The organism is Deinococcus radiophilus, assembly GCF_020889625.1.
In the GTDB taxonomy this organism is placed as follows: domain Bacteria; phylum Deinococcota; class Deinococci; order Deinococcales; family Deinococcaceae; genus Deinococcus; species Deinococcus radiophilus.
Map to the genome: position 1 here is coordinate 129,432 of NZ_CP086382.1, position 26,541 is coordinate 155,972.

Annotated in this window: 23 protein-coding genes and 1 pseudogene; 14 read left to right on the forward strand and 10 right to left on the reverse strand. The window is 63.6% G+C overall.

Features of this window, described 5'->3' with window-relative positions:
• Nucleotides 1–21 precede the first annotated feature (21 nt).
• The 3 genes from LMT64_RS12825 to LMT64_RS12835 are packed head-to-tail and all read left to right on the forward strand — an operon-like array spanning nt 22 to nt 3,715.
• On the forward strand, nt 22–579 hold the full coding sequence (locus tag LMT64_RS12825) for a 2Fe-2S iron-sulfur cluster-binding protein (protein WP_126352748.1): 558 nt from the start codon (nt 22–24) through the stop codon (nt 577–579).
• Nucleotides 576–1,589: an FAD binding domain-containing protein gene (locus LMT64_RS12830; RefSeq protein WP_126352747.1), complete on the forward strand. Its 1,014-nt coding sequence runs from the start codon at nt 576–578 to the stop codon at nt 1,587–1,589. Before LMT64_RS12825 ends, LMT64_RS12830 begins: the two co-directional genes overlap by 4 nt.
• Nucleotides 1,586–3,715 carry a xanthine dehydrogenase family protein molybdopterin-binding subunit gene (locus LMT64_RS12835; RefSeq protein ID WP_126352746.1) on the forward strand — a complete coding sequence of 710 codons (2,130 nt, stop codon included), beginning with the start codon at nt 1,586–1,588 and terminating at the stop codon, nt 3,713–3,715. Before LMT64_RS12830 ends, LMT64_RS12835 begins: the two co-directional genes overlap by 4 nt.
• A 211-nt stretch (nt 3,716–3,926) precedes the next feature.
• Here the strand turns inward: LMT64_RS12835 and LMT64_RS12840 are convergent, their stop codons facing one another.
• From LMT64_RS12840 to LMT64_RS12850, 3 genes are all read right to left on the reverse strand, one after another.
• Nucleotides 3,927–4,481, reverse strand: a complete 555-nt coding sequence (locus tag LMT64_RS12840; protein WP_126352745.1) for an NADPH-dependent FMN reductase — start codon at nt 4,479–4,481, stop codon at nt 3,927–3,929.
• A 173-nt stretch (nt 4,482–4,654) separates the two neighbouring features.
• Nucleotides 4,655–6,367 carry a hypothetical protein gene (locus LMT64_RS12845; RefSeq protein WP_229253528.1) on the reverse strand — a complete coding sequence of 571 codons (1,713 nt, stop codon included), beginning with the start codon at nt 6,365–6,367 and terminating at the stop codon, nt 4,655–4,657.
• Nucleotides 6,354–7,970: a tyrosine-protein kinase domain-containing protein gene (locus LMT64_RS12850; RefSeq protein ID WP_126352743.1), complete on the reverse strand. Its 1,617-nt coding sequence runs from the start codon at nt 7,968–7,970 to the stop codon at nt 6,354–6,356. The genes LMT64_RS12845 and LMT64_RS12850 overlap by 14 nt, the downstream gene beginning before the upstream one ends.
• Before the next feature lie 122 nt (nt 7,971–8,092).
• Here LMT64_RS12850 and galE point away from each other — a divergent pair, with 122 nt between their 5' ends.
• Nucleotides 8,093–9,172: a UDP-glucose 4-epimerase GalE gene (gene galE, locus LMT64_RS12855; protein WP_126352742.1), complete on the forward strand. Its 1,080-nt coding sequence runs from the start codon at nt 8,093–8,095 to the stop codon at nt 9,170–9,172.
• A gap of 270 nt (nt 9,173–9,442) precedes the next feature.
• On the opposite strand, the gene LMT64_RS12860 is transcribed toward galE, so the two are convergent.
• Nucleotides 9,443–9,766, reverse strand: a complete 324-nt coding sequence (locus tag LMT64_RS12860; protein WP_126352741.1) for an ArsR/SmtB family transcription factor — start codon at nt 9,764–9,766, stop codon at nt 9,443–9,445.
• A 197-nt stretch (nt 9,767–9,963) separates the two neighbouring features.
• On the opposite strand from LMT64_RS12860, the gene LMT64_RS12865 reads away from it, so the two are divergent.
• The 5 genes from LMT64_RS12865 (at nt 9,964) to LMT64_RS12885 (ending at nt 14,412) form a co-directional block, all read left to right on the forward strand.
• Entirely contained in the window at nt 9,964–11,253 is a 1,290-nt protein-coding gene (locus LMT64_RS12865) for a hemolysin family protein (protein ID WP_229253529.1), read from the forward strand.
• Entirely contained in the window at nt 11,250–12,551 is a 1,302-nt protein-coding gene (locus LMT64_RS12870; protein WP_126352739.1) for a hemolysin family protein, read from the forward strand. Before LMT64_RS12865 ends, LMT64_RS12870 begins: the two co-directional genes overlap by 4 nt.
• Entirely contained in the window at nt 12,548–13,375 is an 828-nt protein-coding gene (locus tag LMT64_RS12875; RefSeq protein ID WP_126352738.1) for an undecaprenyl-diphosphate phosphatase, read from the forward strand. Before LMT64_RS12870 ends, LMT64_RS12875 begins: the two co-directional genes overlap by 4 nt.
• 84 nt (nt 13,376–13,459) lie before the next feature.
• Nucleotides 13,460–13,906 (forward strand): type II RES/Xre toxin-antitoxin system antitoxin, encoded by a 447-nt coding sequence (gene parS / locus LMT64_RS12880; RefSeq protein ID WP_126352737.1) that lies wholly within the window; start codon nt 13,460–13,462, stop codon nt 13,904–13,906.
• Nucleotides 13,903–14,412, forward strand: a complete 510-nt coding sequence (locus tag LMT64_RS12885; RefSeq protein ID WP_229253530.1) for an RES family NAD+ phosphorylase — start codon at nt 13,903–13,905, stop codon at nt 14,410–14,412. Before parS ends, LMT64_RS12885 begins: the two co-directional genes overlap by 4 nt.
• A 15-nt stretch (nt 14,413–14,427) precedes the next feature.
• On the opposite strand, the gene LMT64_RS12890 is transcribed toward LMT64_RS12885, so the two are convergent.
• Genes LMT64_RS12890 through LMT64_RS12900 form a run of 3 tightly spaced genes read right to left on the reverse strand, consistent with a single transcriptional unit; the run spans nt 14,428 to nt 16,960 of the window.
• Nucleotides 14,428–15,150 (reverse strand): metallophosphoesterase family protein, encoded by a 723-nt coding sequence (locus LMT64_RS12890; RefSeq protein WP_126352735.1) that lies wholly within the window; start codon nt 15,148–15,150, stop codon nt 14,428–14,430.
• A 46-nt stretch (nt 15,151–15,196) separates the two neighbouring features.
• Nucleotides 15,197–16,498 carry an arsenic transporter gene (locus LMT64_RS12895; protein WP_126352734.1) on the reverse strand — a complete coding sequence of 434 codons (1,302 nt, stop codon included), beginning with the start codon at nt 16,496–16,498 and terminating at the stop codon, nt 15,197–15,199.
• Complete coding sequence (locus tag LMT64_RS12900; protein WP_126352733.1) at nt 16,499–16,960, reverse strand: arsenate reductase ArsC; 462 nt, start codon at nt 16,958–16,960, stop codon at nt 16,499–16,501.
• A gap of 222 nt (nt 16,961–17,182) precedes the next feature.
• Here LMT64_RS12900 and LMT64_RS12905 point away from each other — a divergent pair, with 222 nt between their 5' ends.
• The 5 genes from LMT64_RS12905 (at nt 17,183) to LMT64_RS12925 (ending at nt 23,202) form a co-directional block, all read left to right on the forward strand.
• Entirely contained in the window at nt 17,183–18,118 is a 936-nt protein-coding gene (locus tag LMT64_RS12905) for a BON domain-containing protein (protein WP_126352732.1), read from the forward strand.
• A 219-nt stretch (nt 18,119–18,337) separates the two neighbouring features.
• On the forward strand, nt 18,338–19,501 hold the full coding sequence (locus tag LMT64_RS12910) for a mechanosensitive ion channel family protein (RefSeq protein ID WP_229253531.1): 1,164 nt from the start codon (nt 18,338–18,340) through the stop codon (nt 19,499–19,501).
• A 154-nt stretch (nt 19,502–19,655) separates the two neighbouring features.
• The gene (locus tag LMT64_RS12915) at nt 19,656–21,905 is read left to right on the forward strand and encodes an acyl-CoA dehydrogenase family protein (RefSeq protein WP_126352730.1); all 2,250 of its coding nucleotides are present in this window, start codon (nt 19,656–19,658) and stop codon (nt 21,903–21,905) included.
• Nucleotides 21,902–22,609 carry a PIG-L deacetylase family protein gene (locus LMT64_RS12920; protein WP_229253532.1) on the forward strand — a complete coding sequence of 236 codons (708 nt, stop codon included), beginning with the start codon at nt 21,902–21,904 and terminating at the stop codon, nt 22,607–22,609. Before LMT64_RS12915 ends, LMT64_RS12920 begins: the two co-directional genes overlap by 4 nt.
• 5 nt (nt 22,610–22,614) lie before the next feature.
• Nucleotides 22,615–23,202 (forward strand): class I SAM-dependent DNA methyltransferase, encoded by a 588-nt coding sequence (locus tag LMT64_RS12925; RefSeq protein ID WP_126352729.1) that lies wholly within the window; start codon nt 22,615–22,617, stop codon nt 23,200–23,202.
• On the opposite strand, the gene LMT64_RS12930 is transcribed toward LMT64_RS12925, so the two are convergent.
• From LMT64_RS12930 to LMT64_RS12940, 3 genes and pseudogenes are all read right to left on the reverse strand, one after another.
• On the reverse strand, nt 23,169–24,350 hold the full coding sequence (locus LMT64_RS12930) for a glycosyltransferase (RefSeq protein WP_126352758.1): 1,182 nt from the start codon (nt 24,348–24,350) through the stop codon (nt 23,169–23,171). The genes LMT64_RS12925 and LMT64_RS12930 overlap by 34 nt on opposite strands.
• Before the next feature lie 17 nt (nt 24,351–24,367).
• Nucleotides 24,368–25,408 (reverse strand): transposase, encoded by a 1,041-nt coding sequence (locus LMT64_RS12935; RefSeq protein ID WP_456077507.1) that lies wholly within the window; start codon nt 25,406–25,408, stop codon nt 24,368–24,370.
• Nucleotides 25,338–26,527: pseudogene (locus LMT64_RS12940) on the reverse strand (IS3 family transposase). Before LMT64_RS12940 ends, LMT64_RS12935 begins: the two are co-directional and overlap by 71 nt.
• Nucleotides 26,528–26,541 lie beyond the last annotated feature (14 nt).

Sequence of the window (26,541 nt, forward strand, 5' to 3'; positions counted from 1 at the left end):
CTCACCCCAAGGGAGTCAACCATGACTGTTCCTGTTCAATTCACTGTCAATGGTCAGGAGTATGACCTTCAGATCGACCCCCGCACCACGGTCCTCGATGCGCTCCGCGACAAGCTGGGCATCATGTCACCCAAGAAAGGCTGTGACCACGGTCAGTGTGGAGCTTGCACCGTCTTGGTCGGTGAGCGCCGGGTGCTGTCTTGCCTGTGTCTGGCCGCCTCCTACGACGGCGCGGACATCGTAACCGCCGAGGGACTGGGCACGGTTGATGAGCTGGGCGAGATGCAGCAGGCCTTTTTGGAGCACGATGGGTTTCAGTGCGGATACTGCACGCCAGGACAGATCTGCTCGGCCGTGGGCATGTTGCACGAGTACCAGGCGGGAATGCCCAGCCATGTGACCCCCGACGTCAACGCCTCTTTTGAACTGACCGACGGTGAAATCCGCGAGCGGATGAGCGGAAATCTGTGCCGCTGCGGGGCTTATGTCAATATCGTGGCGGCCATTCGTGAAGTGGCCGACTCGCAAACGGCGCAGGCGGCACAGCCACTGCCCGTCCCAGAAAAGGTGACGCCATGAAGCTGTTCGACTATCAGCGGGCGCACAGCGTCCAGGGAGCACTGGACGCCATCGCGCCGCAGGGAGCCTTTCTGGCGGGGGGCACCAATCTGCTGGATCATCTCAAGCTGGGGATTCGGGAGGTGGAGCAACTGGTGGACGTGTCGCGCCTGGATCTGACCGACATCAGTGAATTGCCTGACGGGGGGGTCAGGGTCGGTGCCCTGGTCAGAAACAGTGCCATGGCAGCCCACCCGCTGATCCGTCGGAAGTATCCATTTCTATCGGAGGCATTGCTGGCCGGGGCTTCGGGCCAACTGCGGAACATGGCGACCACCGGCGGAAATCTGCTGCAGCGCACCCGCTGCGTGTACTTTCAGGACCTCACCACTCCCTGTAACAAGCGTGAGCCGGGGACAGGCTGTTCGGCCCGGGAAGGGTACGGGAAGTACAACGCCATTTTTGGCACCTCGGACGCCTGCGTGGCGGTTCATCCATCCGACATGTGCGTGCCGCTTGCGGCGCTGGACGCTGTGGTCGTCACAGCAAGCCAGCAGGGTGAACGGCGGATTCCCTTTGCGGAGTTTCACCGTCTGCCGGGTGAGACGCCACACCTCGATACCAACCTGAGGGCCGGAGAACTGATTACAGCCGTCGAAATTCCGCCGCTGCCTACGGCAGCCCGTTCGACATACCGCAAGGTACGCGAGCGGTCCTCCTACGCTTTTGCGCTGGTGTCGGTGGCGGCAACTCTGCAAGTTGAAGGTGGGCAGGTCAAGGAGGTGCGCCTGGCGTTCGGCGGCTGCGCCCACAAGCCCTGGCGGGCGCAGCAGGCCGAGGCCTATTTGACGGGCCAACCGGCCACCGCTGAGCATTTCCGGGCGGCCGCCGAAGCGGAGCTGGCTGGGGCCAGGGTGGGCCAAGAGAACGCTTTCAAGGTGCCGATGCTGCGCAATACGGTGATATCGGTGCTCGAAGAACTGGTACAGGGCCGCAGTGCCGAGCGCCGCGCCGGGGAGGGAAACGCATGACCACTGCCAAGCAAGCGCCGAGAGCGAACAGTGTCGGGCAAGACCGGATACGTAAAGACGGGCCGCTCAAAGTCACCGGAACGGCCCCTTATGCCTACGAACAACCTGTCAAGAACCCGGCCTACCTGTTTGCGCTGACCTCCACCATCGCCAAGGGCAAAATCAAATCCATCGACGTGGCCGCGGCCCTGGCTGTGCCAGGCGTGCTGGAAGTCATGACGCACGAAAACGCCCCGAACCTGTTTGCCAAGACCGACAACGAGTTGTACATCCTGCAGAACAACGAGGTGCATTATTTCGGCGAGTACATCGGTGCCGTGGTGGCCGAAACGCCAGAGATCGCCCGTCACGCTGCTGGCCTGGTGAGGGTGGAATACGGTGCCGAGCCGCACGACACGCACTTCCGGCCCGATCACCCTGAACGTTACGATCCCAGAAGGATCAATACCGGAATACCGTCCAACTCCAGTCAGGGCGATGTGGAGCAGGGGCTAGCTGAGGCTGACGCTGTGGTGGACGAGATCTATACCACTCCCTACGAGCACCACAACCCGATGGAAATGCACTCGGTGATCGCCCAGTGGGACAAAGAACGCCTGGACAGGGTGCTGGGTCTGCTGGGTGATCGGCCACATCTGCTGATTCACGATGCCTCGCAGGGGGTGGCCTTCGAACGGCTGATGCTGGCTCCGGTGCTGGGATTGTTGCCGCAGCAGATCGAAATCAATTCGCCGTATGTGGGCGGGGCCTTCGGTTCCAAGGGCATTCCGCACGCCCAGGTGATGCTGGCGGTCATGGCCGCCAAGCTGCTGCCGGGCCGCCCGGTCAAGTACATGCTGACCCGTCAGCAGATGTTCCGCTCGGTGGGCCACCGCTTGACCACCCACCAACGTTTCCGGCTGGGTGCGCAGTCGGACGGTACCCTGACTGCCATTGCTCATGACGTGCAGCAGAGCAGCAGCCGCCTGAAGCAGTTCGCTGAGCAGACTGTCAATGCCACCCGGCATCTGTACGCCGCGCCCCACCGTGAGACCAGCACCCGGATGGTGCCCCTCGACATCGGCCCGGCCACCTTCATGCGGGCGCCCGGTGAGTTCCCTGGGATGTTCGCGCAGGAAACGGCGATGGACGAACTGGCGGTGAAGTTGGGCCTGGACCCCATCGAGTTACGGTTGCGTAACAAGCCCAGCACCGACCCCGAAAGCGGCAAGCCCCACTCCAGTCATCACTTGGACGAGTGTTTCAGTGAAGGAGCCAGGCTGTTTGGGTGGGATCAGCGACGCAGCGCGCCGCGCAGCCGCCAGGAAGGCGAGTGGCTGTACGGCATGGGGGTGGCCAGCGCCAGCTACCCCAAACAGATGACCTTGGCCACCAAAGCCAGCGTGAAGTTTGAAGGAGGCAAGTATCACGTGGCGATTGCTGCGGCTGACCTGGGGACCGGTACCTGGACCACCCTGACCCAGATCGCCGCCGACGCCCTGCAGGTGGGCGAGGAAGATATCGCGCTTCAGATCGGACACACTGATCTCCCGGTGGCCTATCTGGCGGGCGGCTCTACCGGCACCTACAACTGGGGCAGTGCGGTGATGGTGGCTGCTGTGAACTTCCGGAGCAAATACGGTGAACACCCCAAGGAAGGCGACGAGGCACAGGGCGGTACCCACTACCCCGACGAGGCCAAGCAGTACGTGATGGACGCTTACGGAGCCCATTTTGCTGAAGTCAAGGTCAGTACCGTTACCGGCGAAGTGCGCGTGACCCGCATGCTGGGTGTGTATGACCCAGGCCGCATCATCAACCCCCGCACCGCCAACTCGCAGTTCATCGGGGGGATGACCATGGGGATTTCCGCCGCGCTCCACGAGGAAAGTTACCTGGATTCACGCTTCGGGCATGTCGTCAACAGCGACTTTGCGGGTTATCACATCGCTGCCAATGCCGACGCCCCTGATGTGCAGGCCTGCTGGGTCGAACATCCTGATCCCATGTTCGGCCCGACTGGTGCCAAGGGCATCGGCGAGATCGGAATCGTAGGTGTGCCGGCCGCCATTGGCAACGCGATTTATAACGCCACCGGGAAAAGGCTCCGCCAGCTGCCGTTCACGCCGGACAAATTGCTTGACTAGAGCCGGTCCGGAAAAGAATGGAGATGCGGCCACCTCCACTCTTTTATGCGAGCAGGGCGAGTAGACACGGAGGCCGCTAGGTCCCAAGTCCCATGTTCCGGATGACCTCTAGTGGCTGGGCCATAAAAAAGCCATCCTGGACGGAGCTGGGATGGCTTCTGCAGCAGGAGCAGGCGTGACCTGATCTTGCTCTTGCGGTGCAGGACCGACCTCAGCCCTGCAACTTGCGGGTCAGTTCGACCAGCGCTTCCAACTGCTGACGGATGAACTTCTTGGTGTCCTCATTGGTCAGGTTGCCCTGCTCATCAAAGCTGTTCTGGGCCTGTGCCACCATCACTTCCGGCTGTTTGACGTCATGCACGTTCAGGAACACGAAGGTCTTGCGCAGGTCATATTGGGCGCGGGCCGTGGCGATTCCGCCGATGCTGGCTCCCATGACAGCGGCAGTTTTGCCCGCCCAGGAGTTGTTCCCATAAGGACGTGAAGCCCAGTCGATGGCGTTTTTTAGGACACCCGGAATGGTGTAGTTGTATTCCGGCGTGGCGAATACCACGGCGTCGGCAGCCTCAATTTTGGCTTTCAGGTCCTTGACCACCTGAGGGGGATCCTGTTCATGATCTTCGTTGAACAGAGGCAGCTCACCGATTTCTACGATCTCGAAGGTGGTGCCCTCAGGCGTAAGTTCCTGCGCGGCACGGATCAGGGCCGTATTGTACGAGTTCTTGCGGAGACTGCCGGAAATGCCGATGATTTTGAGGTCTGCCATGGAGTTTCTCCTAAAAAGGAAAGCGGGCGAGAGGGAAATGCTGATCTGTGAGGGCCAGCACGGACGATCTGCTTTGATTTATAAAGCAGTTCACTTTGCAGTATAAGACGATCTTGTGTGCCCAGCAAGGTTCAGGGCATTAGGGGGAGATTTATATTTGCGCGGGTCGGCAGCTATTCGTGCTCGTCATTGGCCGCCAAGGCCTGCTCTACGTAGGGCCAGGCCAGGCCATAATTCGGGTCGTAGCGGCCCTGCCAGACCAGTGCCCAGCCCGAGCCGGTCTGTTTGGCTTCGCCGCTGCGCAGTGCTTGCTGGGCCTCGTTGGAGGTGATCCAGGCGGCGTAACGCAGGTCACGGCTGGACAGCCAGCTGCGTTCCCGGTAGGTCTCGATGACCTGCTGTCCCTCAGCATCGAGAGCAATCAGGACTGGAACTGCGGAACCACGCTGGGCGGCCAGTTCACTGGCGAGAGAGGCGTATTGCTGCTGCGAGCGCAGCTGCTGCGAGGGCAAGCTACGGTTGCGCTGCGGTATGGCGGCCTGCAGCTGCTCGGCGTAGTGGCGCTGAACCTGTGGGTCACTGGGCGACTGACCCTGGCTGAGGAGGTCCATGGTCAACTGCGTGGCCTGTGCCCAGGCGGGCGGGACCGCCACATCATGCAGCTGGATCAGTTGCAGTGGACTGCGGCTCAGCGCAGCGGCTTCTGCCAGGTGGGGCAGTGGGGCCAGCAGATGGTAGACCCGGTCAAACAGGCCCATGGGGGTGGCAGGGAGGGTGGTGGCGATCACGGTCAGGCCCTGCGCCGGGTGCGCGGCGATCTCGGTCATGCGCTGTGCCAGATGAGCGCGGCACAGACTGCTGGACAGCAGCAGACTGCCGGGCACCATCCCGGCCAGGCGTCCGGCACTGGCCCGTGAATGCAGCATCACCAGATGGCGTCCTGGCAGGATTCTCAGCTGCGCGGCCAGCTCAGCCAAGAACATGGGAGGGCCAGGAGGAGTGATTTGTAGGTCGGCCGGGGCGTGGGCCACGGCTGACATCGCCGCGCCACTGGGCAGGGGCAGGCCACTGGGCAAGGGCAGGGGCCGGAAGAGGCCTGACCAGACCGTCTCATAGGCCGGGAGCAGGATAACGGTCCAGCCGAACAGTGTCGCCGCATCAGCCAGCAGTGCAGTGACAGCGCCCCGGCGTCCTGGGGAGAGTGTTTCCAGGCCTTCCAGCAGCAGGGGACGGGTCAGCAGAGCCGGCAGTGCAGGCAGGTCCCACGACAGATGGGCGCTCAGGGTGGTCGTAAGCGCCTCAAGTGATCCCAGCTCGGCAGCGCCTCCCTGCCCCTGGGTGCGGAACAGTTCGCGCAGGCCCCAGCGTCCGCCCCAGGAGGCGGTTACCCAATGAACCGGTTGCTGGTCCGCCAGGGCCAGACCGGCAGGCCAGCGCTGCTGTTCGGGCAGAGCCGGAAGTCGCCAGAGTCCTGGGTCAGTACCGCTCAGAGGGGCAGCGGGCCGCTCTAAGAAGGATTGCACCTGTTGCGCGTCTGAGACCAGCAGTCCGGCCAGCACACGGATGTACATTTCTTGCTGGGTATCACTCAGGTGTGCCTGAGGCGGTGTGGGCAAGGTGTGGCGCGCTGCTTGCGCCTGGGCCAGCAACTCGGCGGCCGGAGGCACTTTCAGCTCACGGCGGGCCTCACCGCTGTCCAGCAGACTGCCGCTACGGGCCAGCAGGGCGCGGGCCAATTCGGCCTCACCCAGACCGTAGGCCAGCCGCGCCGCACTGAGCGGGTGGCCTGGGTGCAGGGCCGCCAGTACGCGGGACAGTCTCAGATGGTAGTCCAGCAGTGCGCTCACCTGAGTCGACATCCCGGTGTGGTGCTCAGTTCCGGGCATGACCATAATTGCCTCCTTGCTCCAGGGTCAGGGCAGGGGAAGGACCATAGCCGTAAGGATCGGTGATGCCACCGCCCCGGTAGCGGTTCAGGATCAAGCCCAGCGGACGGATGCCCAGGCGTGAAGTTTCGGCCACCACCCGCTCTACCTGGGCCTGCGGCATGCCGACGGCTGCCACCAGCACCAAACCGTCCACCCGCCGCGCCAGCGCCAGGGTATCGGCCACTTTCAGGATGGGCGGGGTATCGATCAGGACGATGTCGTAATTCTGGCGTAAACCTTCAATGCTTTGCAGCAGGGCCTCGGGGTTGAGGTGTCCCCGGCGCAGGTTCAACAGGTCGGTCTGGTACTGCACGGAAACCCACAGTTCGGTGTCGTCCAATGGAATGATCTGAAGCGGCTGTCCCTCTGGGGCCAGCAGCTGGCGCTGGCGGTGCCGGAAGATGTCGGCATCAACCACCAGCACTCGCATGCCCCGCAGGGCGAAGGTGGCCGCCAGGCCAGAGGTAATCACGCTCTTGCCCTCGTCCATATCGGCACTGGAGATCGCGATTAACGGGGCGCGCGGCGTAGCCGAGCCGCTGAGATCGTCCAAGGCAGTCGTCACGCCCAAGCGCACGAATTCTAGCCCCTCCCGGAAGCTGCCATGCCTCAGAAAACTGGAAATTCCCGCAGGATCGGAACGGCGCAGGTTCACTGGGGGCAGGAGCCCCAGAATGGGGAGGCCCAGGCTCCGCAGCGACTCGGTGTCCTGAACCCGCTTCACCAGGCGGTCACGGGCCAGAGCCAGCAGCAGCCCGGCAAAGACAGTGGCCCCGAACACCAGCAGGGCGTCTCTTAGGGGCTTAGGCGCCACTGGCTCGTTGGGCAGGACCGCGCCGGCAATCAGGGACAGGGTTCCGCTGACGGTTTCCCGCAGCACCTCGACTTGCTGCAAGGACTGGACCACCTCAGAGCGCATCTGATTGGCCGTAGCGGAATCGACCGCCTCACCGCCGACTACCGGGGCACCGTCAAGCACGTCCAGGCGAGTGGTGAGATTGCTGTACGCCCGCTCTACACCATTCAGGGCGCGTTGGCGGTCCCACTCCAAGAGTGCGCGTGCAAAGGCGTTCGCGGTGGCCTGCGCCGCTTCGGGACTTCCTGCCTGGGCCGTCACTTCATAGCTGCCCACCAGATTCTGGTCCACGTTGGCGCTCAGGGTGACCGTTTGGTACTGACCAGAGCGCCACTCGGCCTGCACCGCGTCCACCACGGCCTGGCGCTGGGCTGGGTCCAGTCCTTTGTCTTCCAGAGCTTTGAAGGCCGCTTCCGTCACCTCAGGACTCCGTAGTGCCCGGTCGACCACCTGCGGTGGCAATGCCGGGGCAGTGACCAGCGAGTTACTGATCAGGGCATTGCCCGAAGTCGCCGGAAGGGCGGCCAGGCCAGCCGAGGTCCGGTATACGTCCGGGCGGGCGTCGGCATAAAAATAAGCGGCGGTGCTCAGGGCGCTGGCGGTCAGCAGAATAGGCAGCCAAGCGCCGCGCAGCAAACGTGCCAATGCCGCAAGGTCCAGATCCTGTGCATGGCCAGTGTCGAGTGGGAGAGCAGACTGGGTCATACCTGAATCTCCCTGGGTGAGGGTGCAGGCACCAGCGCCGATCGTTCCAGTGCTGCAAGCCTGAAAGGATCCTTCATGCCCAACGTCAGAAAGTCCATGCTCTGCCGATTATATTCACAGTCATGAAGGTCTTGGTCACGGGAGGGGCGGGATATATCGGGAGCACGACCTGCGCGGCGTTGGAAGACGCCGGTCACCAGCCGGTGGTGCTGGATTCACTGGTATTGGGACGCGAAGAATTTACACAGGGACGCATTTTTTACCGCGGCGACGTGGGCGACCGCGCCTTGCTTCATCAGATCTTCAGCGATCATCCAGACATCAGCGCAACCCTGCATTTCGCAGCCCGGATCGTGGTCCCCGAGTCGGTGGCGCAGCCGGAGCTGTACTACCGCGAGAATGTGGTGGCCAGCCTCAACCTGTTTGCTGCCTTGCGGGAACTGGGCCAGTCCCGCGTGATTTTCAGTTCCAGTGCCAGCCTGTACGCAACTCCTGATGATGAACGCGTCACTGAAGACAGCCCCCTGGCCCCGTCCAGTCCCTATGCCCGCAGCAAGTTGATGACCGAGCAGATGTTGGCGGACCTCTGCGCCGCCGCTCAGGCAAACGGTGAGCCACTCCGGGGCATCGCCCTGCGGTACTTCAACCCGATCGGCGCGGACCCGGCGCGGCGCAGTGGCCCTTACCTCGAAGACCCGGCCAACTTGCTGGGGCGGATGTTGAGTGCCATGAACCGGGACACCGAATTCCGGATCACCGGGACCGATTACGCCACCCGTGACGGCACGGGTCTGCGGGACTACATCCATGTCTGGGACCTGGCCCAGGCCCATGTCCGCGCGCTGGAAGGTTTCGAGACGGCCTTCGAGCAGGCCGCGCAGGCGCAGGGTCAGCCGTCCGGCCTGCTGATTATCAATGTGGGCACCGGCCAGGGTCAGACAGTCCGCGAATTGGTACAGGCTTTTCAGGCGGTGGCGCCCCGCGCCCTGCAGGTCGAGGAAGGCCCCCGGCGCCCAGGGGACGTGGCCGGGGCCTACGCCGACATCACGCGGGCGCGGGAATGGCTGGACTGGTCGCCGCAGCTCAGCACTGAAGACGCCCTGCGCTCGGCCCTGGACTGGACCGCCCAGTGGCAGCGCCGTTCGCAGACCGCAGAAGCCCCTACCGTAGAAGCCACTAGCGCAGTGATCAGCGGCATCTGACCAGTGAGGGTCAGCGCTTCAGTCACGCTGACAGTCGGGGCCATCCCAGCCTTGCGGTGCCGTGCAGGGCGCTCACCCAGGTGGCGTTGCCAGGCCCCGGCCCTCGTTCCGCAGGGCTCAGGGTTTCTCCTGAGCACAGTCATCTTTGCCCCTGGTCTGGGCGTGTTCTCTCGGCCATCTCCGTGGCGCTCCGCAGTCACTTCATAGGACCTTCAACCGTGGTGGTTTCCCCCTGAGTACACAGCGTCTCACCTACGTTTTCGGACGACATCATTGAATAGGGGCGGGCGGCTGATCGGCCACTTGCAAGGCGGCGAGCAGCCCCCGCGCCTGAGCAAAACCCTCAGGATTCAGGGCGTACTCGGTCCAGCGTCCCCGCTTGGTGTTGGTGACCAGCCCAGCCTGCACCAGCAGCCGCATGTGATGGCTGACAGTAGGCTGCGACAGGCCCGTGTAGCCCGTCAGGTCGCAGGCACATACAGCCTGGGCTTGGGCGCAGTCGCTGGCCGGTGGACACTGCAGCAGGGCCAGAATCTTCAGGCGGCCTGGATCACCCAGCGCCTTGAACAGCTCGGCAGACTTATCGAAATCCATAAATCTATTTTAAGTGATCTGCCGTGGCTTGGATGGGCGTGCTCATACTCTTCAGGGGCCCGGCCCAAGCTCCGCCCAATTCGCTCTCATCCTCGGGGCGTGAGACGCGCTACACTCACATGCGATATGCCGCCGTGCGACGACGCTGACCCTCCGGGGACTTGTGACAATTTAGCTGCACCTGCTCGGGGTGTCTTTTGAACGCCGCTGTTCCAGTCCTGGTGCTCCTGGTGATGGTGGCGGTCAATGCCCTGTACGTAGCGGCTGAGTTCGCTACGGTGGGCTCACGCCGCTCACGGGTGCAGGAGTTGGCCGACGCCGGGAACAGGGGCGCGGCCGGTCTGCTGGAGATTCTCAAGGACCCCCGCAAGCTGGACAATTATGTGGCGGCCTGCCAGGTTGGCATTACCCTCAGCAGCCTGCTGGCAGGTTCTTTTGGTCAGTCTCAACTGACTCCGCTGCTTACGCCGTATTTCGGTGCGGCGGGGCAAGCGGTCGCCGTCCTGATCGTGCTGGCCTTCATCACGGTGTTGCAGGTCGTACTGGGCGAACTGCTGCCCAAGACGGTGGCGCTGCGGTACCCCGAGCGGCTGGCCATCGCCACGCTGGCGCCCATGCAGTTCAGCCTGTGGCTCTTTACTCCCCTCATTCGGCTGTTCAACGGTTCGGCGTTTGCGCTGCTGCGCCGCTGGGGGCTGCACTCCGAGCATAGCCACGCCCATGTCCATTCGCCTGAGGAGCTGGAAGGGTTGTACCGCGAAAGTGCCGCCGGGAGCCTGATTGACGTTGCCGAGCGGGACATGCTGGCGGGTGTGTTGAATGTGGAACAGCGGGTGGTGCGCGCGATCATGACTCCCCGTACCCGGCTGGTGACTATTCCGGCGCAGGCCCGGGCCCGCGATATTCTGCCGCAGTTGACCGGCAGCGCTTACTCACGCTTTCCGGTGATGGGTGAGGGTCCCGACGAACTGGTCGGCATCGTGCACCTGCGGCATCTGTTTCTGGCGGCGGCTCAGAATCCTGAAGCGCTGGTGGGCCAGGTGATGCAAAAGCCGCTGATCGTCTCAGAGCTGATGACGGTGCCGGACCTGTGGCAGACCCTGCGTGAGGCTGGGCGTCATAGCGCCATGATCGTGAACGAATACGGCTCAGTGGCTGGAATGGTCACCCTTGAAGACGCCCTGGAAGAGATTTTCGGAGAGCTGCAAGACGAGTTCGACCAGGAAGAAGACCCCATCGTGCAGCAGGGACAGGCCGTTTCGGTGCGCGGTGATGTCTTGCTGGAAGCCCTCAATGACCGCTTTGACCTGAACCTGGCCGAAGACGAGGTGGATACGGTGAGCGGCCTGATGTGGCAGGAACTGGGCCGCCTGCCGGTGATCGGGGATGAAGTGCAGTTCGAAAGCGGACTGGTGCTGCGGGTGGAGAGCATGGACCGCCGCTCGGTGCGCCGGGTCGGTCTGATGCTCCCCGGAGGCGAAGCATGACCGAATATTTGATTCCGATGCTGGTGATTCTGTTGCTGGTGCTGCTCAACGGTCTGTTCGTGGCGGCCGAATTTGCGCTGGTCGGTGCACGCCGCAGCCGCCTGCAGTCGCTGGCCGAGGGCGGCAGCGGGGCGGCCCGCTGGTTGCTGGGGGTCTTCGATCACCCCACCGGCAAGGACCGCTACATCGCCGTGGCCCAGCTGGGCATCACCCTGGCGTCTATCGGGCTGGGGATGTACGGCGAACCGGCGGTGGCCCGCTGGTTGTATGGCCCGTTCGAAAGCTGGGGGCTGCCCTATGAAGCCGCCCACACGGCAGGCTTTATCGTGGCCCTGAGCTTTATTACCTATATGCATGTGGTGTTCGGCGAGATGATTCCCAAGGCGCTGGCCCTGCAAACCCCTGAAGCGGTCAGCGTGCGGATCAACCCGCTGATGCGGGTCTTCTCGCTGATTTTCCGCCCGGCCGTGGCAGTGCTCAACTGGCTGGCCCTGGGCATGATGCGTCTGCTGGGCATCAAAGATCCCGGCAAGGAAGCCATGCTGTACAACTCCAAGGAGCTGGCCATCGTCACCGAGGAAGTGGCGGCCAGTGGTCAGCTGGGCAGCGTGCAGCAGAGCCTGATCACCAACATCTTCGAACTGGAAGACCGTGAGGCCGAGGAGCTGATGACCTCGCGCAGCCGCATGGAAGGCCTGAGCGCGGACGCCACCGACGCTGAAGTGATGGAACGCATCGCCGCCTCACCGCGTAGCCGTTACCCGGTGTACCGGGGTACGCTGGACGATGTGGTCGGCGTACTGCACATTAAAGATTACATGCGGGCCCGCGTGGATGGCCGCCGTCTGGGTCTGGCCCAACTGGCCCGGCCTCTGCCCAGCGTCTCGGCCACGGCCACAGCGGAGGAACTGCTCAGCATGTTCAAGCGTGAGCGGGTTCATGCGGCGCTGGTGGTCGACGAGTTCGGAGGTACCCTAGGCTTCGTGACCATGGACGATCTGATCAGTGATGTGATTGAGGAAGAAAGGGCCGAAGAACTGCCCTGGATTACCGCCAACGAGGACGGCTCGCTGACGCTGGACGGCGAAGTGACCCTCTCGGAACTGCGTGAAGACTACGGTCTGGCGCTTGACCACGAAGATGTGACCACAGTGGCGGGTTTGTTCCTGGCCGAGCTGGGTACCGTGCCCGAAACCGGCACCACCATTCACTGGGCTGGGCATGACCTGACGGCTGAAGAGGTCCAGGGTCTCAAAGTGATCCGGGTGCGGCTGCGTCCACTGCAGGAGCTTCAATGAATATTTTTCAGGCTTCGGTTCTGGGGATTGTCCAGGGCCTGACCGAATTCTTGCCCGTATCCAGCAGTGCCCACCTGCGCGTCGTCCCGGCGTTGCTGGGCTGGGATGACCCCGGTGCGGCCTTTACCGCTGTGACCCAGATCGGCACCGAGGCGGCCGTGCTGATTTATTTCCGGCATGACCTGATTCGCATGGCGCGGGCCTGGTGGACCTCGCTGCGGGAGCGTACCTTCCTACGCAGCACCGACCCGGATGCACGGCTGGCCTGGTATGTCGCGCTGGGCACTGTTCCGATTGGGGTGCTGGGCCTGCTGCTAGAAGACCTGATCGAGTCGTCGTTCCGCGACCTGCGCGTGACGGCCACCATGCTGATCGTGATCGGCCTGGGCCTGCTGGTCGCTGAGCGTATGGGCAACGCCCGCAAACAGACCGAGGACATGACCCTGCGCGATGCCATTACCCTGGGCTTCGCACAGGCGCTGGCGCTGATCCCCGGTGTGTCGCGCTCCGGGGCCACCATCAGCGGTGGTCTGTTGCTGGGCTATGACCGGGTGGCTGCGACCCGCTTTGCCTTTTTGCTGGCCATTCCGGCAGTGGTGCTCTCAGGCTTGTTCAAATTGCCGGATGCGTTTGGTGGGGACGGCCCTGGCTGGGGGGCCACCCTATTGGCTACGGCGCTGGCCTTCGTGACCGGCTACGCCGCCATTGCTTGGCTGCTGCGCTACATCAGCAAAAACAGCTTCTTGCCGTTTGTGATCTACCGTGTCGCGCTGGGTTTGCTGCTGTGGGTCTTGATCGGTCAGGGCGTCCTTTCTCCGGTCTGATCTGAACATTTCTGGAGAATCAAACTGCTAATCTGGAGTTGGGATGAACCGCTCTAGGTTGATTCCTTCCAGAAAGGCGGCGAAATGACCTACACATTTACCCCGACCCGCACGGCTCCGGCGCTGCCTGGCACATCGCTGCTGGGGGTGCAGGCCACCAACCTGATCGAGCTGGGAGACGCAGCGCAGGCCGGCTTCGGTACCCAGGCGCTGGAGGGCTTCGCCCGGCACCTGGGCCTGACGCTGGGGGAGACCCTGGCGCTGATTGGGCTGAGCGAAAGCACCTATCACAGCTACCGGCGCCGGGGCCGCCCCCTGAGTGCGGACGACAGTGCCAGCCTGTACCACTTGGCACGGGTCACCGAAGCCGCCGAACATTACTTTCAGAGTGTGCAGGATGCCCACCGCTGGCTCATGACACCCCGGCAGACATTCGGGGATAAGACTCCGCTGCAGTTCGCGCTGCTGCCCGGTGGGGCCGAATATGTGCTTACGGTGCTGGGCCGCTTGGAGCGCGGCGTCTATACGTGACACTCACGCTGTACCGGGTCAGCAAGGTGCAGTATGCCCAGAGTCCTGATCTGCCGGAGCACGGCTTTGGGGCCGCCCGCTTCGGCGGACGCTGGAACAGTCCCGACCCGGCAGGCCAGGCCGACCGCCGGGTGATCTATGCCAGTGACACGTTGGCGCAGGCCATGCTGGAAGTGGTGGTGCATGTGGACAGTAAGGCCCTCAGGTCCGTGCCGCACGCGTATCTGCGCTTTGAGGTCAATGAAGACGCCGTGGCGGAACTGGACGTGGCCCAGCTTCCGCAAAGCTGGAATGCCCATCCGGAAACGCCCGCGACGCAGGTCATTGGAGATCAGTGGTTCGATGAGCAGGTTTCACCAGTGCTGCGGGTGCCGTCGGTGATCTTGCCGCTGGACGTGTACGGGCCAGGACAAAGCAATTACCTGATTCACGCCCGCCATCCACAGGTGGCCCAGGCGGTGCGGCTGGTGGGGACTTCTCCACTACCGTTCGATCCCCGCCTGTAGGTACGGGGCGAAGGGCTACTCCCGCCCACTGCGTAGTTGCTGGGCTTCTGTTTTGCCGCCCTGTGCATGGGCTTCAGCCCAGGCAGCCGCCGCTTCTATGTCATAGTCCACCCGGCGGAACTCGGCGTGCCAGACATCTCCCTCGCCTTCCAGCAGCAACCAGCGGGCCTCGGGGTTGCCGTCCTTCTGGCGGCTGACCGCGCCGCAGTTGATCACCGTCAGTCGCCCGATCTGGCGCAGGTGTTCACGGTGTGAATGACCGACCACCACCACGCGGGCCGCGCGGGGCCGGTCTGTGAGGCTGTCCATCACCTCGTCGTCGGTCTTCCAGCGCTCCGCCTTCTTATTCCACAGCAGGTACTCCCAGGCGCTGCTCGGCGTGCCGTGTCCGCACACCACCGCGCCGCCCGCCAGTTCGATACTCAGGGGCAGCTTACTCACATGTTGCGCGGCCCCATCTGGCAGTTGGCCGTGCAGCCACTCCAGCATGGCCCGCTTCTCAGTGGCCTCGGCCAGCGGCTGACCCAGGCGCTCATCGGTGTTGCCGCGTACTTCCAGGACGCCGCGCTGTTCCCGCAGTTCGCTCTGTATGGCCCAGGCCCCGGCAGGATCGGCCCCGCCGAACAACTGATCGCCCAGATTGACCCAGGCATCGGGCCCCTGGGCCTCTATGTCCTGTCTGACCGCCTCCAGTGCCCAGCGGTTGCCATGAACATCTCCAAAAACGGCAATTTTCATTCTGCCTCCAGTCTAGAAGCCATCTGGACAAGGGGGGCGGCGGCCTCTAGAGCGACAACCGCAGCGCCAGCGCCAGCAGCGTGATGAGGAGCACCGGCAGCGTCAGTATGATGCCGACCCGGAAATACTGCCCCCAGCCGATGCGGATGCCACTGCGGGTGAGCACGTGCAGCCACAGCAGCGTGGCCAAGCTACCAATCGGGGTGATTTTCGGCCCCAGGTCGTTGCCGACCACGTTGGCGTAAACCATGCCCTGGCGCACCAGCCCCGCAGCCCCGCTGTCAGCGATGGCGAGGTTGCCGATCAGCACGCTGGGCAGGTTGTTCATGATGCTGGAGATCAGCGCCATCAGAAAGCCGGTGCCGAGGGTGGCCGTCCACAGGCCACCTTCGGCCAAGCGGTTCAGTACCCCGGCCAGCAGGTCGGTCAGGCCCGCGTTGCGTAGGCCGTAGACCACCAGGTACATGCCCAGCGAGAAGAGGACAATCTGCCACGGAGCACCGGCCAGCACCCGCCGGGTGTCCACGGCACTTCCACGGGCTGCCGGAATCCAGAGCATGACCGCGCCCAGCACAGCGACCACGCTGACAGGCAGCCCTAACGGCTCGGCGGCGAAGTAACCGATCAGCAAGGCGGCCAGCACTGCCCAGCCCATCCGGAACACCTGCGGATCACAGATGGCCCCCTGCGGGTCCGGCAGGTCGCCCACCGGGTAGCGGCGCGGCAGATCGCGGCGAAACATCACATACAGCACCCCCAGCGAGGTCAGCACCGAAGCGACGTTCACCGGCACCATCACCGAGGCGTACTCGCCAAAACCGATCCCAAAAAAGTCAGCCGTGACGATGTTGACCAGATTGGAGATGATCAGCGGCAGACTGGCAGCGTCCGCGATAAATCCGGTGGCCAGGATAAAGGCCAGTGTGGTGGCCGCCGAAAAGCCCAGTGCCGTCAGCATCGCCAGGACAATCGGCGTGAGGATCAGGGCCGTGCCGTCATTGGCGAACAGGGCCGACACCGCCGCGCCCAGCAGCACGATCAGCGCAAAGAGGCGGTGACCGCTGCCCCGGCCCCAGCGAGCGACGTGCAGCGCGGCCCAGCGGAAAAATCCGGCTTCGTCCAGCAGCAGGCTGATGACGATCAATGCGATAAAGGTCGCGGTGGCGTTCCAGACGATGTTCCACACCACTGGAATGTCAGGCACGCTGACCACCCCGGTCAGGAGGACCAGCGCTGCCCCGCACGCCGCGCTGTACCCGATGCCCAGGCCCTCAGGCTGCCAGCGGAGCCGGGGCTGCCAGATCACCAGCGTAAGGGTCAGCAGAAAAATAGCCGCAGCCAGCAGCATTCAGTCGGCCCGCGTGCCTGGTGTCTGGTCCGAGGAGGGCGGCACAGCCTGCCCCGCCGCCAGCGCCCCCGCGAAGGCGGTGAATTGCCGGTCCATCTGATCCCGCACCTCGCGCCACAGCTCCAGGCTGCCGCCGCTGGGGTCGCGGAACGGGTAGTGAAGGCGCTCGGTGTGCCCCGGATACACCGGGCAAGCGTCGTTCGCGCTGTCACACACGGTAATCACATAGTCGAAGTCCTGCGGGTCAGGCAGGTCGTGCAGGGTCTTGGAAGTATGGCGGCTCAGGTCCACACCCAGCTCGGCCATCACCTGCTTGGCTCCGTCCTTGACAAGGGTGGCCTCGGTTCCGGCGGAATGAACCTCCAGCGGCAACTCCAGCCGCTGCGCTGCGCGGCGCAGGAGGCCTTCACCCATCTGGGAACGGGCCGAATTGTGGGTACACAGGATCAGAACACGGGTCATCGCCCAAAACTATATTGATTTATTTCAATCAGTCAATATGGTTTTGGGTTGGCGCACCAGTCAGGTGAACCTTGAGACGAAGCAGAAAAATGAAACCTACTTTAGTGGGTTGCCACAGAAAAGTCAGGGTTTTCGCTTGTGATGAAGGAGCAGGCAAAAGTTGAAAAGCGAGAGAATGGAGATGTGGACCGTCCACGTCCGTCGTCCTGCATAGGAGATGCCATGACCCGTTACCGCAATGACCGCCAGTTTGATGACCGTGACAGCCGCTTTGACCGTGAAGGCTACGGACAGGACCGTTACCAGAGTGAAGGCCGCCGCATGGATATGGACCGTGATTTCATGTCGCAGGACCGTTCCGATTTCCGTTCCAGTGATGATATGGGCCGTCAGTACCGCCAGGGTGGGATGGATCAGGGCAGTTATGGGCAAGGGTATGGTCAGGATTACGGCCAGGGCCGCCAGGGCATGAGCGGTTCCGGTATGGACCGTGATTATGGCCGCTCCGACTCCTTTCAGGGATCGATGGGCATGGGCCGTCAGGGCCAGTCCTACGGGTCTATAGGCCAGGGTAGCTATGGTCAGGGACAATACGGCCAGGACTACAGCCAGGGCCGTCAAGGGATGAGCAGCTATGGTATGGACCGTGACTATGGCCGTTCCGGCTCCGGTCAGGGCAGCATGGGTGGCATGGGTATGGGCGGCTCCGGCCAGGGCCGTCAAGGGATGAGCGGCTACGGTATGGACCGTGACTATGGCCGCTCCGACTCCTTTCAGGGCGGCATGGGTATGGGTCAGATGGGCGGCCAGAGCCACTACGGCAAAGGCCCCAAGGGGCACCAGCGTAGCGACGAACGCATCAAAGAAGAAGTGAGTGACGCCCTGCAAGATGATCACTCGGTGGATGCCAGCGAGATCGAAGTGAAGGTCGAGAGCGGTGAAGTGACCCTGACCGGCACCGTCAGTGACCGCCAGCAGAAGCGGGCCGCCGAGAGCTGCGCTGAGCGTGTCCGTGGCGTGAAAGACGTTCACAACCAGATCCGCATGGCACAGTCCGACATGAGCAGCCAGGGTGGCATGTCGCAGACCTCGGGAACCGCGACTTCGGGTATGTCCACCTCTAATACCAAAGGCAGCACCACGACCTCTGGTAGCTGAACACTAACTTAAAGCGCACCGCCGAAGCTTGCAGGAGGCTTGAATGCTCTTTCGCCCGCTTCGGCGGATTTTTTTGGCCCTGCCTCCTGATGAAAACGGTTGGGGCAGAGTGGAGGGGGAGGCCGTGGCCCTGGCGGATTGAGCGCCATTGCCGATGCCTCACGCTAAGATGGGCGGACTGAAGTGGCCGGGTCCCCTGGGCCCACCACAAGGACTCTTATGTGGGAAGAACTCCAGCTCCAGATCATCAAGCCTGCCGCATGGTTTAAGTTTGCCCTGGGCGCCGTTGTCACGGTGGCCCTCTACCGGATGGGGCTGCTGGTTCTGAGCTGGCTGCGTCCCCGGATGAGCAGGGGATTTTATCCGGTGCTGCACGCGCTGTTGGCTTTTGCGGCGTTGCTGCTGCTGGCCGGACTGACCACCCAGGCGTTTTACCTGACCTCCAGCCCCTTGTTTGGGCTGGGGCAAGATGCCCTGGGCGCACTGCGGGCCACCGCTGGACAGCTGCTGCTGATTCTGGCGCTGGCCCTGGTGGCCTGGTCGGTGATCGGAGAGCTGGCGGGGCGCATCGTGCCCAGCGACGAATTTAATCGCCGCTCGGTCCGGGTCCGTACCCTCAAGGGCGTGGTGGAAAGCACCCTTAAGGCCGTGGTGATTTTTACCGCCTTGATTGCTGTGCTGCAGTCCATCGGGGTCAATGCCACCAGCCTGCTGGCCAGCGCCTCGGTGCTGGGTCTGGCGGTCAGTTTTAAAGCCCAGAGCTTGATCAAGGACATCTTCAACGGGTTTTTTATCCTGCTGTCGGACCAGTACGGTGTGGGCGACGACATTGATCTGAACCTGGGTGCCGTGTCGGGCACGGTGGAGGACATCAATCTGCGGACGACTTCGGTGCGTGACATCAGCGGCACACTGCACATCATGCAAAACGGTCAGATCACCGCGATCAGTGTCAAGAGCAAGGACTGGGCGCGGGTGGTTGCCACCGTGGACGTGGCCTACGAGGCGGACATTGATCAGGCGCTGCTGGTGCTGGAGCGGGTCAGCCGCGAGATGTACACCGATGAGAAGTGGTCCATGCACTATCTGGACGAGCCGGATATTCAGGGCGTGACGGCGCTGGGTCCGGACGCCGTGACCTTGCGCGGGCTGTTTAAGGTGCGCCCCAAGAGTCAGTACGCGGTGGGCCGCGAATTCAACCGACGCATCAAGATCGCGCTGGACGAGTCGGGGATCAATATTCCCTATCCGCAGCGCCGCATGAGCTTTGGCGAAGGCCCGCTGGACATCCGGCTGGTGCGTGAGGTGCGCCCTGCCGCCCCCACCGATCAGGACCGCCAGTCTGCTCCGGTAGAGCCGTCTTTTAGCAAGGACCCAGAGTAACAGTAAGCGTTGGTTTACCGGGCTTCTGGCCTGGTCCTGGCCTTGAGCGCCGCTGCAGCAGTGCACCTCCAGCATCCCTTAAAACCGCCAACAGTCCAGTGGTCTTGGGCCTTTCCTCATCTGCCGCGTAGCTGCTGACCCGCATGGTGAGGGAATGAGCCAGCCCGCCAGCCCATTTGCCTCGTTCTTTATGGGAGGCTTCGAGTGCAGCTCCCACCGCCTGCCGTCCGGGCGGCGGGTGGATGTGCTGGATAGCAGCGGCCATGACCGTCTGGCCGCTCAGGATTACCGGGCGGTGCAGGCCCTGGGACTGCGGACCATCCGGGACGGCCTACGCTGGCCGCTGATTGAACGCCGCCGGGGCGAATACGACTTTTCGTCGGTAAAAGAGCAGTGGAGTGCCGCCGGGGAAACCGGCACGCAAGTGATCTGGGACCTGATGCACTACGGGTATCCCGACTGGGCTGACCCTTTCTCAGACGACTTTGCACAGGCGTTTGCCGCCTATGCCCGCTCGGCTGGAGAGTTTTTGGCCCAGTCCACGGCCAGCGAGCTGTGGGTCTGTCCGGTCAATGAAATTTCCTTTTTCGCCTGGGAAGGCGGCCAGGTGGGGCAGATGGCCCCTTTTGCCCAGGGGCGCGGCCACGAACTGAAACGGCAACTGGCCCGGGCTTCTATCGCCGCCATGCGGGCGCTGCGGGAGGCGGTGCCGGGGGTGCGTTTCCTGCATGCCGAGCCACTGATCGCGGTTGAGCCGGACCCTGAGCGCCCCCACGAGGCCGGAGACGCTCAGGGCTTTCACCACTCGCAGTACGAGGCGCTGGATATGCTGGCGGGCCGCCTTTATCCCGAACTGGGTGGCGGTGAAGACCTGCTGGACCTGGTGGGGGCCAACTACTATCCGGTGAACCAGTGGCAGCATCACTCGCAGCATGAGCTGAGACAGATTCTGACGCCGGGCGATGACTGCCACCGTCCGCTCTCGGAACTGCTGCGGGAGTTGCATGAACGCTACCAGCGGCCAGTGGTGCTGGCTGAAACCGGCACCGAGGGCGCGGCGCGGGCCGGCTGGCTGCGTCATGTCTGCGCCGAGGTGCTGACAGCGCGGGCGGGCGGGGTGCCGGTGCTGGGTGTGTGCCTGTATCCGGTGGCCGATCATCCCGGCTGGACGGATGACCGTCACTGTCCCAACGGGCTGCTGGGCCTGGCCGGACCGTCGGGTGAGCGTCCGGTAGATCCGGACCTGGCCGCTGCGCTGCGGGAGGTGCAGGCCTGGGAGCGAGACAGCCGCTCCGGGACCTGGACGCCGCCGGAGCTGCCAACACTACACCTGGGGCTGGACCTCGGTCGCGCCCTGCGCCGCCTGGCCGGGGCCGCGCCGGTCATCCTGGCCGAGGCACCACTGCGTCACGCTGACGGTGGATTCCCGGAAGCGTCGTTTTCAGCGCTGCGCGGAGCCGGGCTGCTGAGTGTGACCTTGCCGGAGGGCCTGGGTGGGGGTCTGAACGGCCTAGACGTACTGGAGCTGCTGCGCAGTCTGGGGCGCCTCAGTTTGCCGGTGGCGCGGCTGTTGGAGGGTCATGTCAACGCCCTGTCCCTGATCTGGCGCTACGGCACCCCCGACCAGCTGCGCGAGGTGGCCCAGAGCGGCAGTCTGCTGAGCGTCTGGAATACCGAAGCGGCTCCTGGCCTGCAGGCCGAGCGGACCCCAGGCGGCTGGGCCCTGAGCGGCAACAAGACCTTCGCGTCGGGCGCCGAGTTTGTCCGACCACTGCTGCCTGCCGAGGTGGAGGGTGAGGGCCGCGTGATGCTGCTCGCCCCCGCTGCTTTGCCGCCGGAACGCTTTGATCACGCTTTCTGGCAGCCGCTGGGCATGCGTGCCAGTGTGAGTGCCCGTGTGGACCTCGGCGGTCTGACCCTGCCGCCCGGCAGCGAGGTGGGCGCACCGGGCGACTATTACCGTCAGCCCGAGTTCGGCGGCGGTGCCCTGCGTTTTCTGGCCGCGCAGCTGGGCGGCGCTGAGGCAGTGATCGGGGCGGCCCGTGAGGTGCTTAGCCGTATGGGGCGGCAGGAGGACCCGGTGCAGCAGCTGCGCTTTGCGGCGGCCGCAGCCCAGGTGGAAGCGGCCTGGCAAACGGTGCGTGAAGGGGGGCGCCGCCTGGAGGCACACGGCGAAGCCGCACTGGATTACGTGGCCCTTTGCCGGGTCGTCACTGAAGAGGCGGCCCTGCTGGCCTGCGAGGCAGCCGAGCGGGCGGTGGGCGCCCGCGGCCTGCTGGCCCCCCACGACCCTGAGCGGCTGATCCGCGACCTGCGCCATTACCTGCGCCAGCCTGCCCCAGACGCGGCCCGCTTGCAGGTGGGGGCCCGGACCCTGACTGGAGCAACGGCCCGGTGGAGTTGACGGATTTGGAAAGCGTGGCGCTCAACCCAGCCACCCTGAGTGGGCCGGTGTGGGTGGTGGCTCCCCATCCTGACGATGAGGCGCTGGGTTGTGGTGCCCTGCTGGCCGCGTTGGTCGCTCAGGGCACCGAAGTCTGGGCTCTGCTGCTGACCGACGGCGGCTTTTCGCATCCAGGGTCGCGGACTTATCCCAGAGTGCGGCTGGCGGCCCTACGCTTGGAGGAGTGGCGGCGCGGCTTGCAGGTCCTTGGAATTTCTCCGGAGCGGAGCGCAGCCCTGGGTCTGCCCGACGGGGCGCTGGCCGCCGTCCCGCCAGAGCAGGTCACGGCGGCGGTACGGAGGGCATTCCAGTTGGCCCCGCCCGCGCTGGTGCTGCTTCCCTGGCAGCGTGACCCTCATCCGGACCACCGCGCCGCCTGGGAGCCGGTGCGGGCCGCCTGGAACACCCCAGTCCTGGGCTACTCGGTCTGGCTGACCGGGCGCGGTGCGGCCGCCGACTGGCCCGTTGCTGCCGAAGCCCAGGTGCTGACCTTTGACGTCACTCCCCACCGCCGCACCAAGGCAGCGGCCATTGCCGCCCACCGCAGCCAGCTGGGGCTGATTCAGGATGACCCGAGCGGTTTTACCCTGAGTGCCGAGATGGTGGACCGCGCCCTGACGGGGCCGGAGCTGTATTTCCGCCCATACGGGCAGAGCGTAGACTGATCCCCATGACCCTGCCGCCCGACTATTTCGAGGACGTGTACGCCGCCCGCGAGGACCCCTGGGACTTTGCGAGCAGTCCCTACGAGGCGGCCAAATATGCCCGCACCCTGGCTGCTTTGCCCCGTACACGTTACCGCCGGGCGCTGGAGGTGGGCTGCTCCATCGGGGTGCTGACCGGTCAGCTGGCCGAGCGGACCGAGTGGATGGTTGCCACCGATGTCAATCGGCAGGCGCTGAAGCGGTCGCGGGCGCGGAATGCAGGCGCCGCCAACATCCAGTTCATCCAGGGGGCGTTGCCTGACCGCCTCCCCGTTGGCCCCTTTGACCTGATCGTGTTGAGTGAGGTGCTGTACTACCTTTCGGTGGCGGATCTGGACGTGGCCCTGGACGCGGTGCTGGCGCGGCTGGAACCCGGCGGAACCCTCCTGCTGGTGCACTGGACACCGCCTGTCCACGACTATCCCCAGACCGGAGACGCCGTGCATGAGGCGGCGCTGCGCCGGGTGGGCAGCGGGCTGCGCTGGCTGCACGGCGAGCGGCAGGGGGACGCCGAGCAGGGCTACCGGTTAGATCTACTGGAACGCACCGCCTGAACAGAGCGGGAGGGCAGGACCGCCGAGGGTCTGGTTTGGCGGTCAGCACCTCCCGCCCTCAATAGGGCCAGTTCCAGGCGGATCTGCTGGAGTGCTTGCTGGACTGGGACTGGCCTAAATCGCTGGGACCAGCCACCGGCCAGCCGCGCGGCGTGGGCCTGCTCCAGTGCTTTACCGAAGTGGGGGCAGCGTAGGGCGGCGGCCAGGTCGTCCGGGCTGATCTGCCACTGCTGGGCCAGTTTTGTCAGACCATAGGGCTCGCCGCTCCAGGCCACCCGCAGGGCGGCTTCAGCACACGCTAGGGCCATGACTTCAGCAGCGCCTGGGACATGCCAGGCTTCTGGCCCAGCGGACCATTCCTCCAGCTGGGTGGACAGGCCCACCGGTACCCGCCCGCTGCGCCGCGCGGAGGTGTAGGACCGTGCCCGCACGGTGTGGCGTACCGATAGGTCCCGCTGCTGGAGGGCCTGAACCAGCGCCACGTCTTCTAAGTGATCGACCAGCGGCACGCCACCCACCGCCCGGTAGGCCGGTACGGTCAGGGCCAGGCTGGCCCCGAAATGTTGCCAGTGGTGCGGCCAGGGATCGTGCGGCTGCGGGTTCAGCGTTGCACTGAGCTGTCCGCTCCACCAGCGGTAGCCGCTGTCCAGCAGATGAGTTCTCCGTACTGCGCTAGGTAGCCCAGCCAGTTCGCCGGGCTCCAGCAGAATTCGCCCGCCGCTGGCCGGGGCAATGCCCGCCCGCAGTGGAGCAGTCAATTCGTGGAGCCAGTCCGGGGCCGGGCGGGTATCCGCGTCCGCACTCACAACGATGCCACCCGCTCCGGCCACTTCGGCCGCCCAGTCCATCACGGCGCGGCGGGCGTAAGCCACGCCACTGCGCTGCGCTGACCAGTGTTTCTCACGGACCGCCAGCCGCAGGTGGGGGAGCCGGGCGGCCTCCGTGCGGGCCAGCGTGGCTGTCGCGTCCGTGGTGTTGTTGACCAGCAGCAGCAGCTCTACGGGCTGTGGTTCACCGCTCAGGGTGCGTTGCCTGCCCAGAGCCCGTAGGGTGGCGGCTATCACCGCGGCTTCATCACGGGCAGGTATGGCCACGATTGTCCGGGGAACCGCTGTCAGGGCAGCGGGTTCAAAGAGAGCGGCCACCATTGGCTTCAGTGTAAAGCTCATAACTTGCACCTTGCATAGCTGAGCGAATAGCCGTGCTGGAGAAGAAATTCTCGTTCTTTTTGGAGCTGACTCAGAAGATGGTTGAGCCTGACTACGGGGAACAGGGTGTAGAGGGCCAGGCGTGCCGCCTCTTTCAAGGTCATCCCTTCTGAGCGATGCAGTATGGTCAGGGTGAAGGCCAGGAAGACCATCAGAATCCAGCGGTCCAGACCCCTGGCAGTTCGCAGCGCGAACTGCGCCAACCCAAACTGGTGCTTACCTTCCTTGAAAAAGGACTCCAATGTCCAGCGCCGCCCACCCTCAGCAACGATCTCGTCCCCCTCCAACAGTTCAGACGACACCGCGAAGAATTCACGGTCCCCACGGTCTACTCTCCCCAGAGACAGCGTTTCCAGAGACCAGTTGGCCAAGTTGACATAGCCTCCATGCGGACAGTCCGCTACCGTCACCCGCCCAGGATGGTCCGTGCGCCGGTTGCTCCTCACACCCACCACGAACTCGAAATCGAGGTGCCGCACGCCTTCCAGAAAAACAGCGGCTTCAAAGCCGCTGTCCGCTAGGACACGTACCCGGAAACGTTTCTTGATGAAGTCCGGCACCTCTTCCAGTAGGTCGAGCGCCAGAGTGACGGGCGTGCTGGTGTGCTTGCCCTGGTACACCCGGTAGGAAATGGGGAACTTCAGTTCCCCATACTCGGCGAACAAGACCACCAAATGAATGCCGTGCCTGCCGTTGTAGACGCTGACGTAGGGCAGTTGAGTCCCCACCTTTTCCACCGTGGTCAGGTCCACACTGAGACGCAGACGAGGTCTGCGTTTGTGGCGAGCCGCCTCCAGCAAGATGCGCCAATGGAAGTCCTGCATCTCGTCCCAGCAACGGTCTGAATCCCAGTCGTAGACATTGAAAAAGCGACTCAGTGCGCTGGGACTGACTCCTTCAGCTTGGCTGAATTTGGTCTTTGGACTGTCAAGGGTTTGATAGAAGTTCAGTTCGAGCGTAAAAGGCTTCTTCGAAGGCCACTGGTGACTGATAGCCAAGGGCTGAATGACGACGTATACGGTTGTAGAACACTTCAATCCACTCGAACACCTCTGTTTTCGTCTGGGCGCGGGTTCCCCGCGCTTTTCTCAAGTCCAATTCCAGCTTCAAAGTGCTGAAAAAGCTTTCCTGTACAGCGTTATCCCAGCAGTCCCCTTTCCTACTCATACGCTGCACGGCTCCCAGCCGCTCTAATGCCTGACGGTAAGCCTCACTGGCATACTGGCTCCCTCTATCTGAGTGATGCAGCACGCCACCCACAGGCCCACGGCTCTCAAATGCCATATTCAGGGCGCTCATGACCAAGGTGGCCTCAAGGTGACTTTCCATAGCCCAGCCCACAATCCGTCTAGAGAACAAGTCCATCACGGTAGCCAGGTAGAGCCAGCCATCTGTGCAGGGGATATAGGTGATATCTGTCACCCATTTTTGGTTGGGCGCGGTCGCCGTAAAATCCCTGTCCAACAAGTTTTCTGCCACAGGGTGAGCGTGGTTTGAGTTCGTGGTTTTGCGAGTCGGTTTCTTATAGCGAACCTCAAGGTTCGCTTCGCGCATCAGCCGTCCAATACGGTGCCGACTGACTTGAAATCCTTCTCCTGCCAAATCTTCTTTCAGGCGAATCGTGCCGTAGGTTCGGTGGCTTCGCTCGTGAAAATACTTGATTTTCTCGGTCAGTACCTCATCCTCTAGGCTACGTCTACTCTGTGGTCTCGTCCGCCAGGCGTAATAGCCGCTGACACTGACCTCCAACACACGGCACATCAGGGCAATAGGAAACTCTCCTTGGTGGTCATGGATGAATTGGAAGGTTAAATCTGCCTGGCGAAGTACCCCAGCGCCTTTTTTAGGATATCCCGCTCCTGACGGGCAATTTCGAGTTCTTTGCGGAGTTCACGTAGTTCGGCTTCTTGGGCACTGAGCGCGGCTTTGCCGCGCCCAGTGAAGACTGGACGACCTACCTGTTCGTGCTGTTCTTGCTGCTTTTTCCAGCGAACCAGATAGTGGGCAGGTACACCGAGGTTCCGGGCGATTTCAGCGCAGCTTTTTCCGCTGGTGCGAACGAGTTGAACGGCTTCCTGTTTGAACTGGGCGGAATACACTTGCTTGGGGGTAGGCATGATGCCCTCCATTG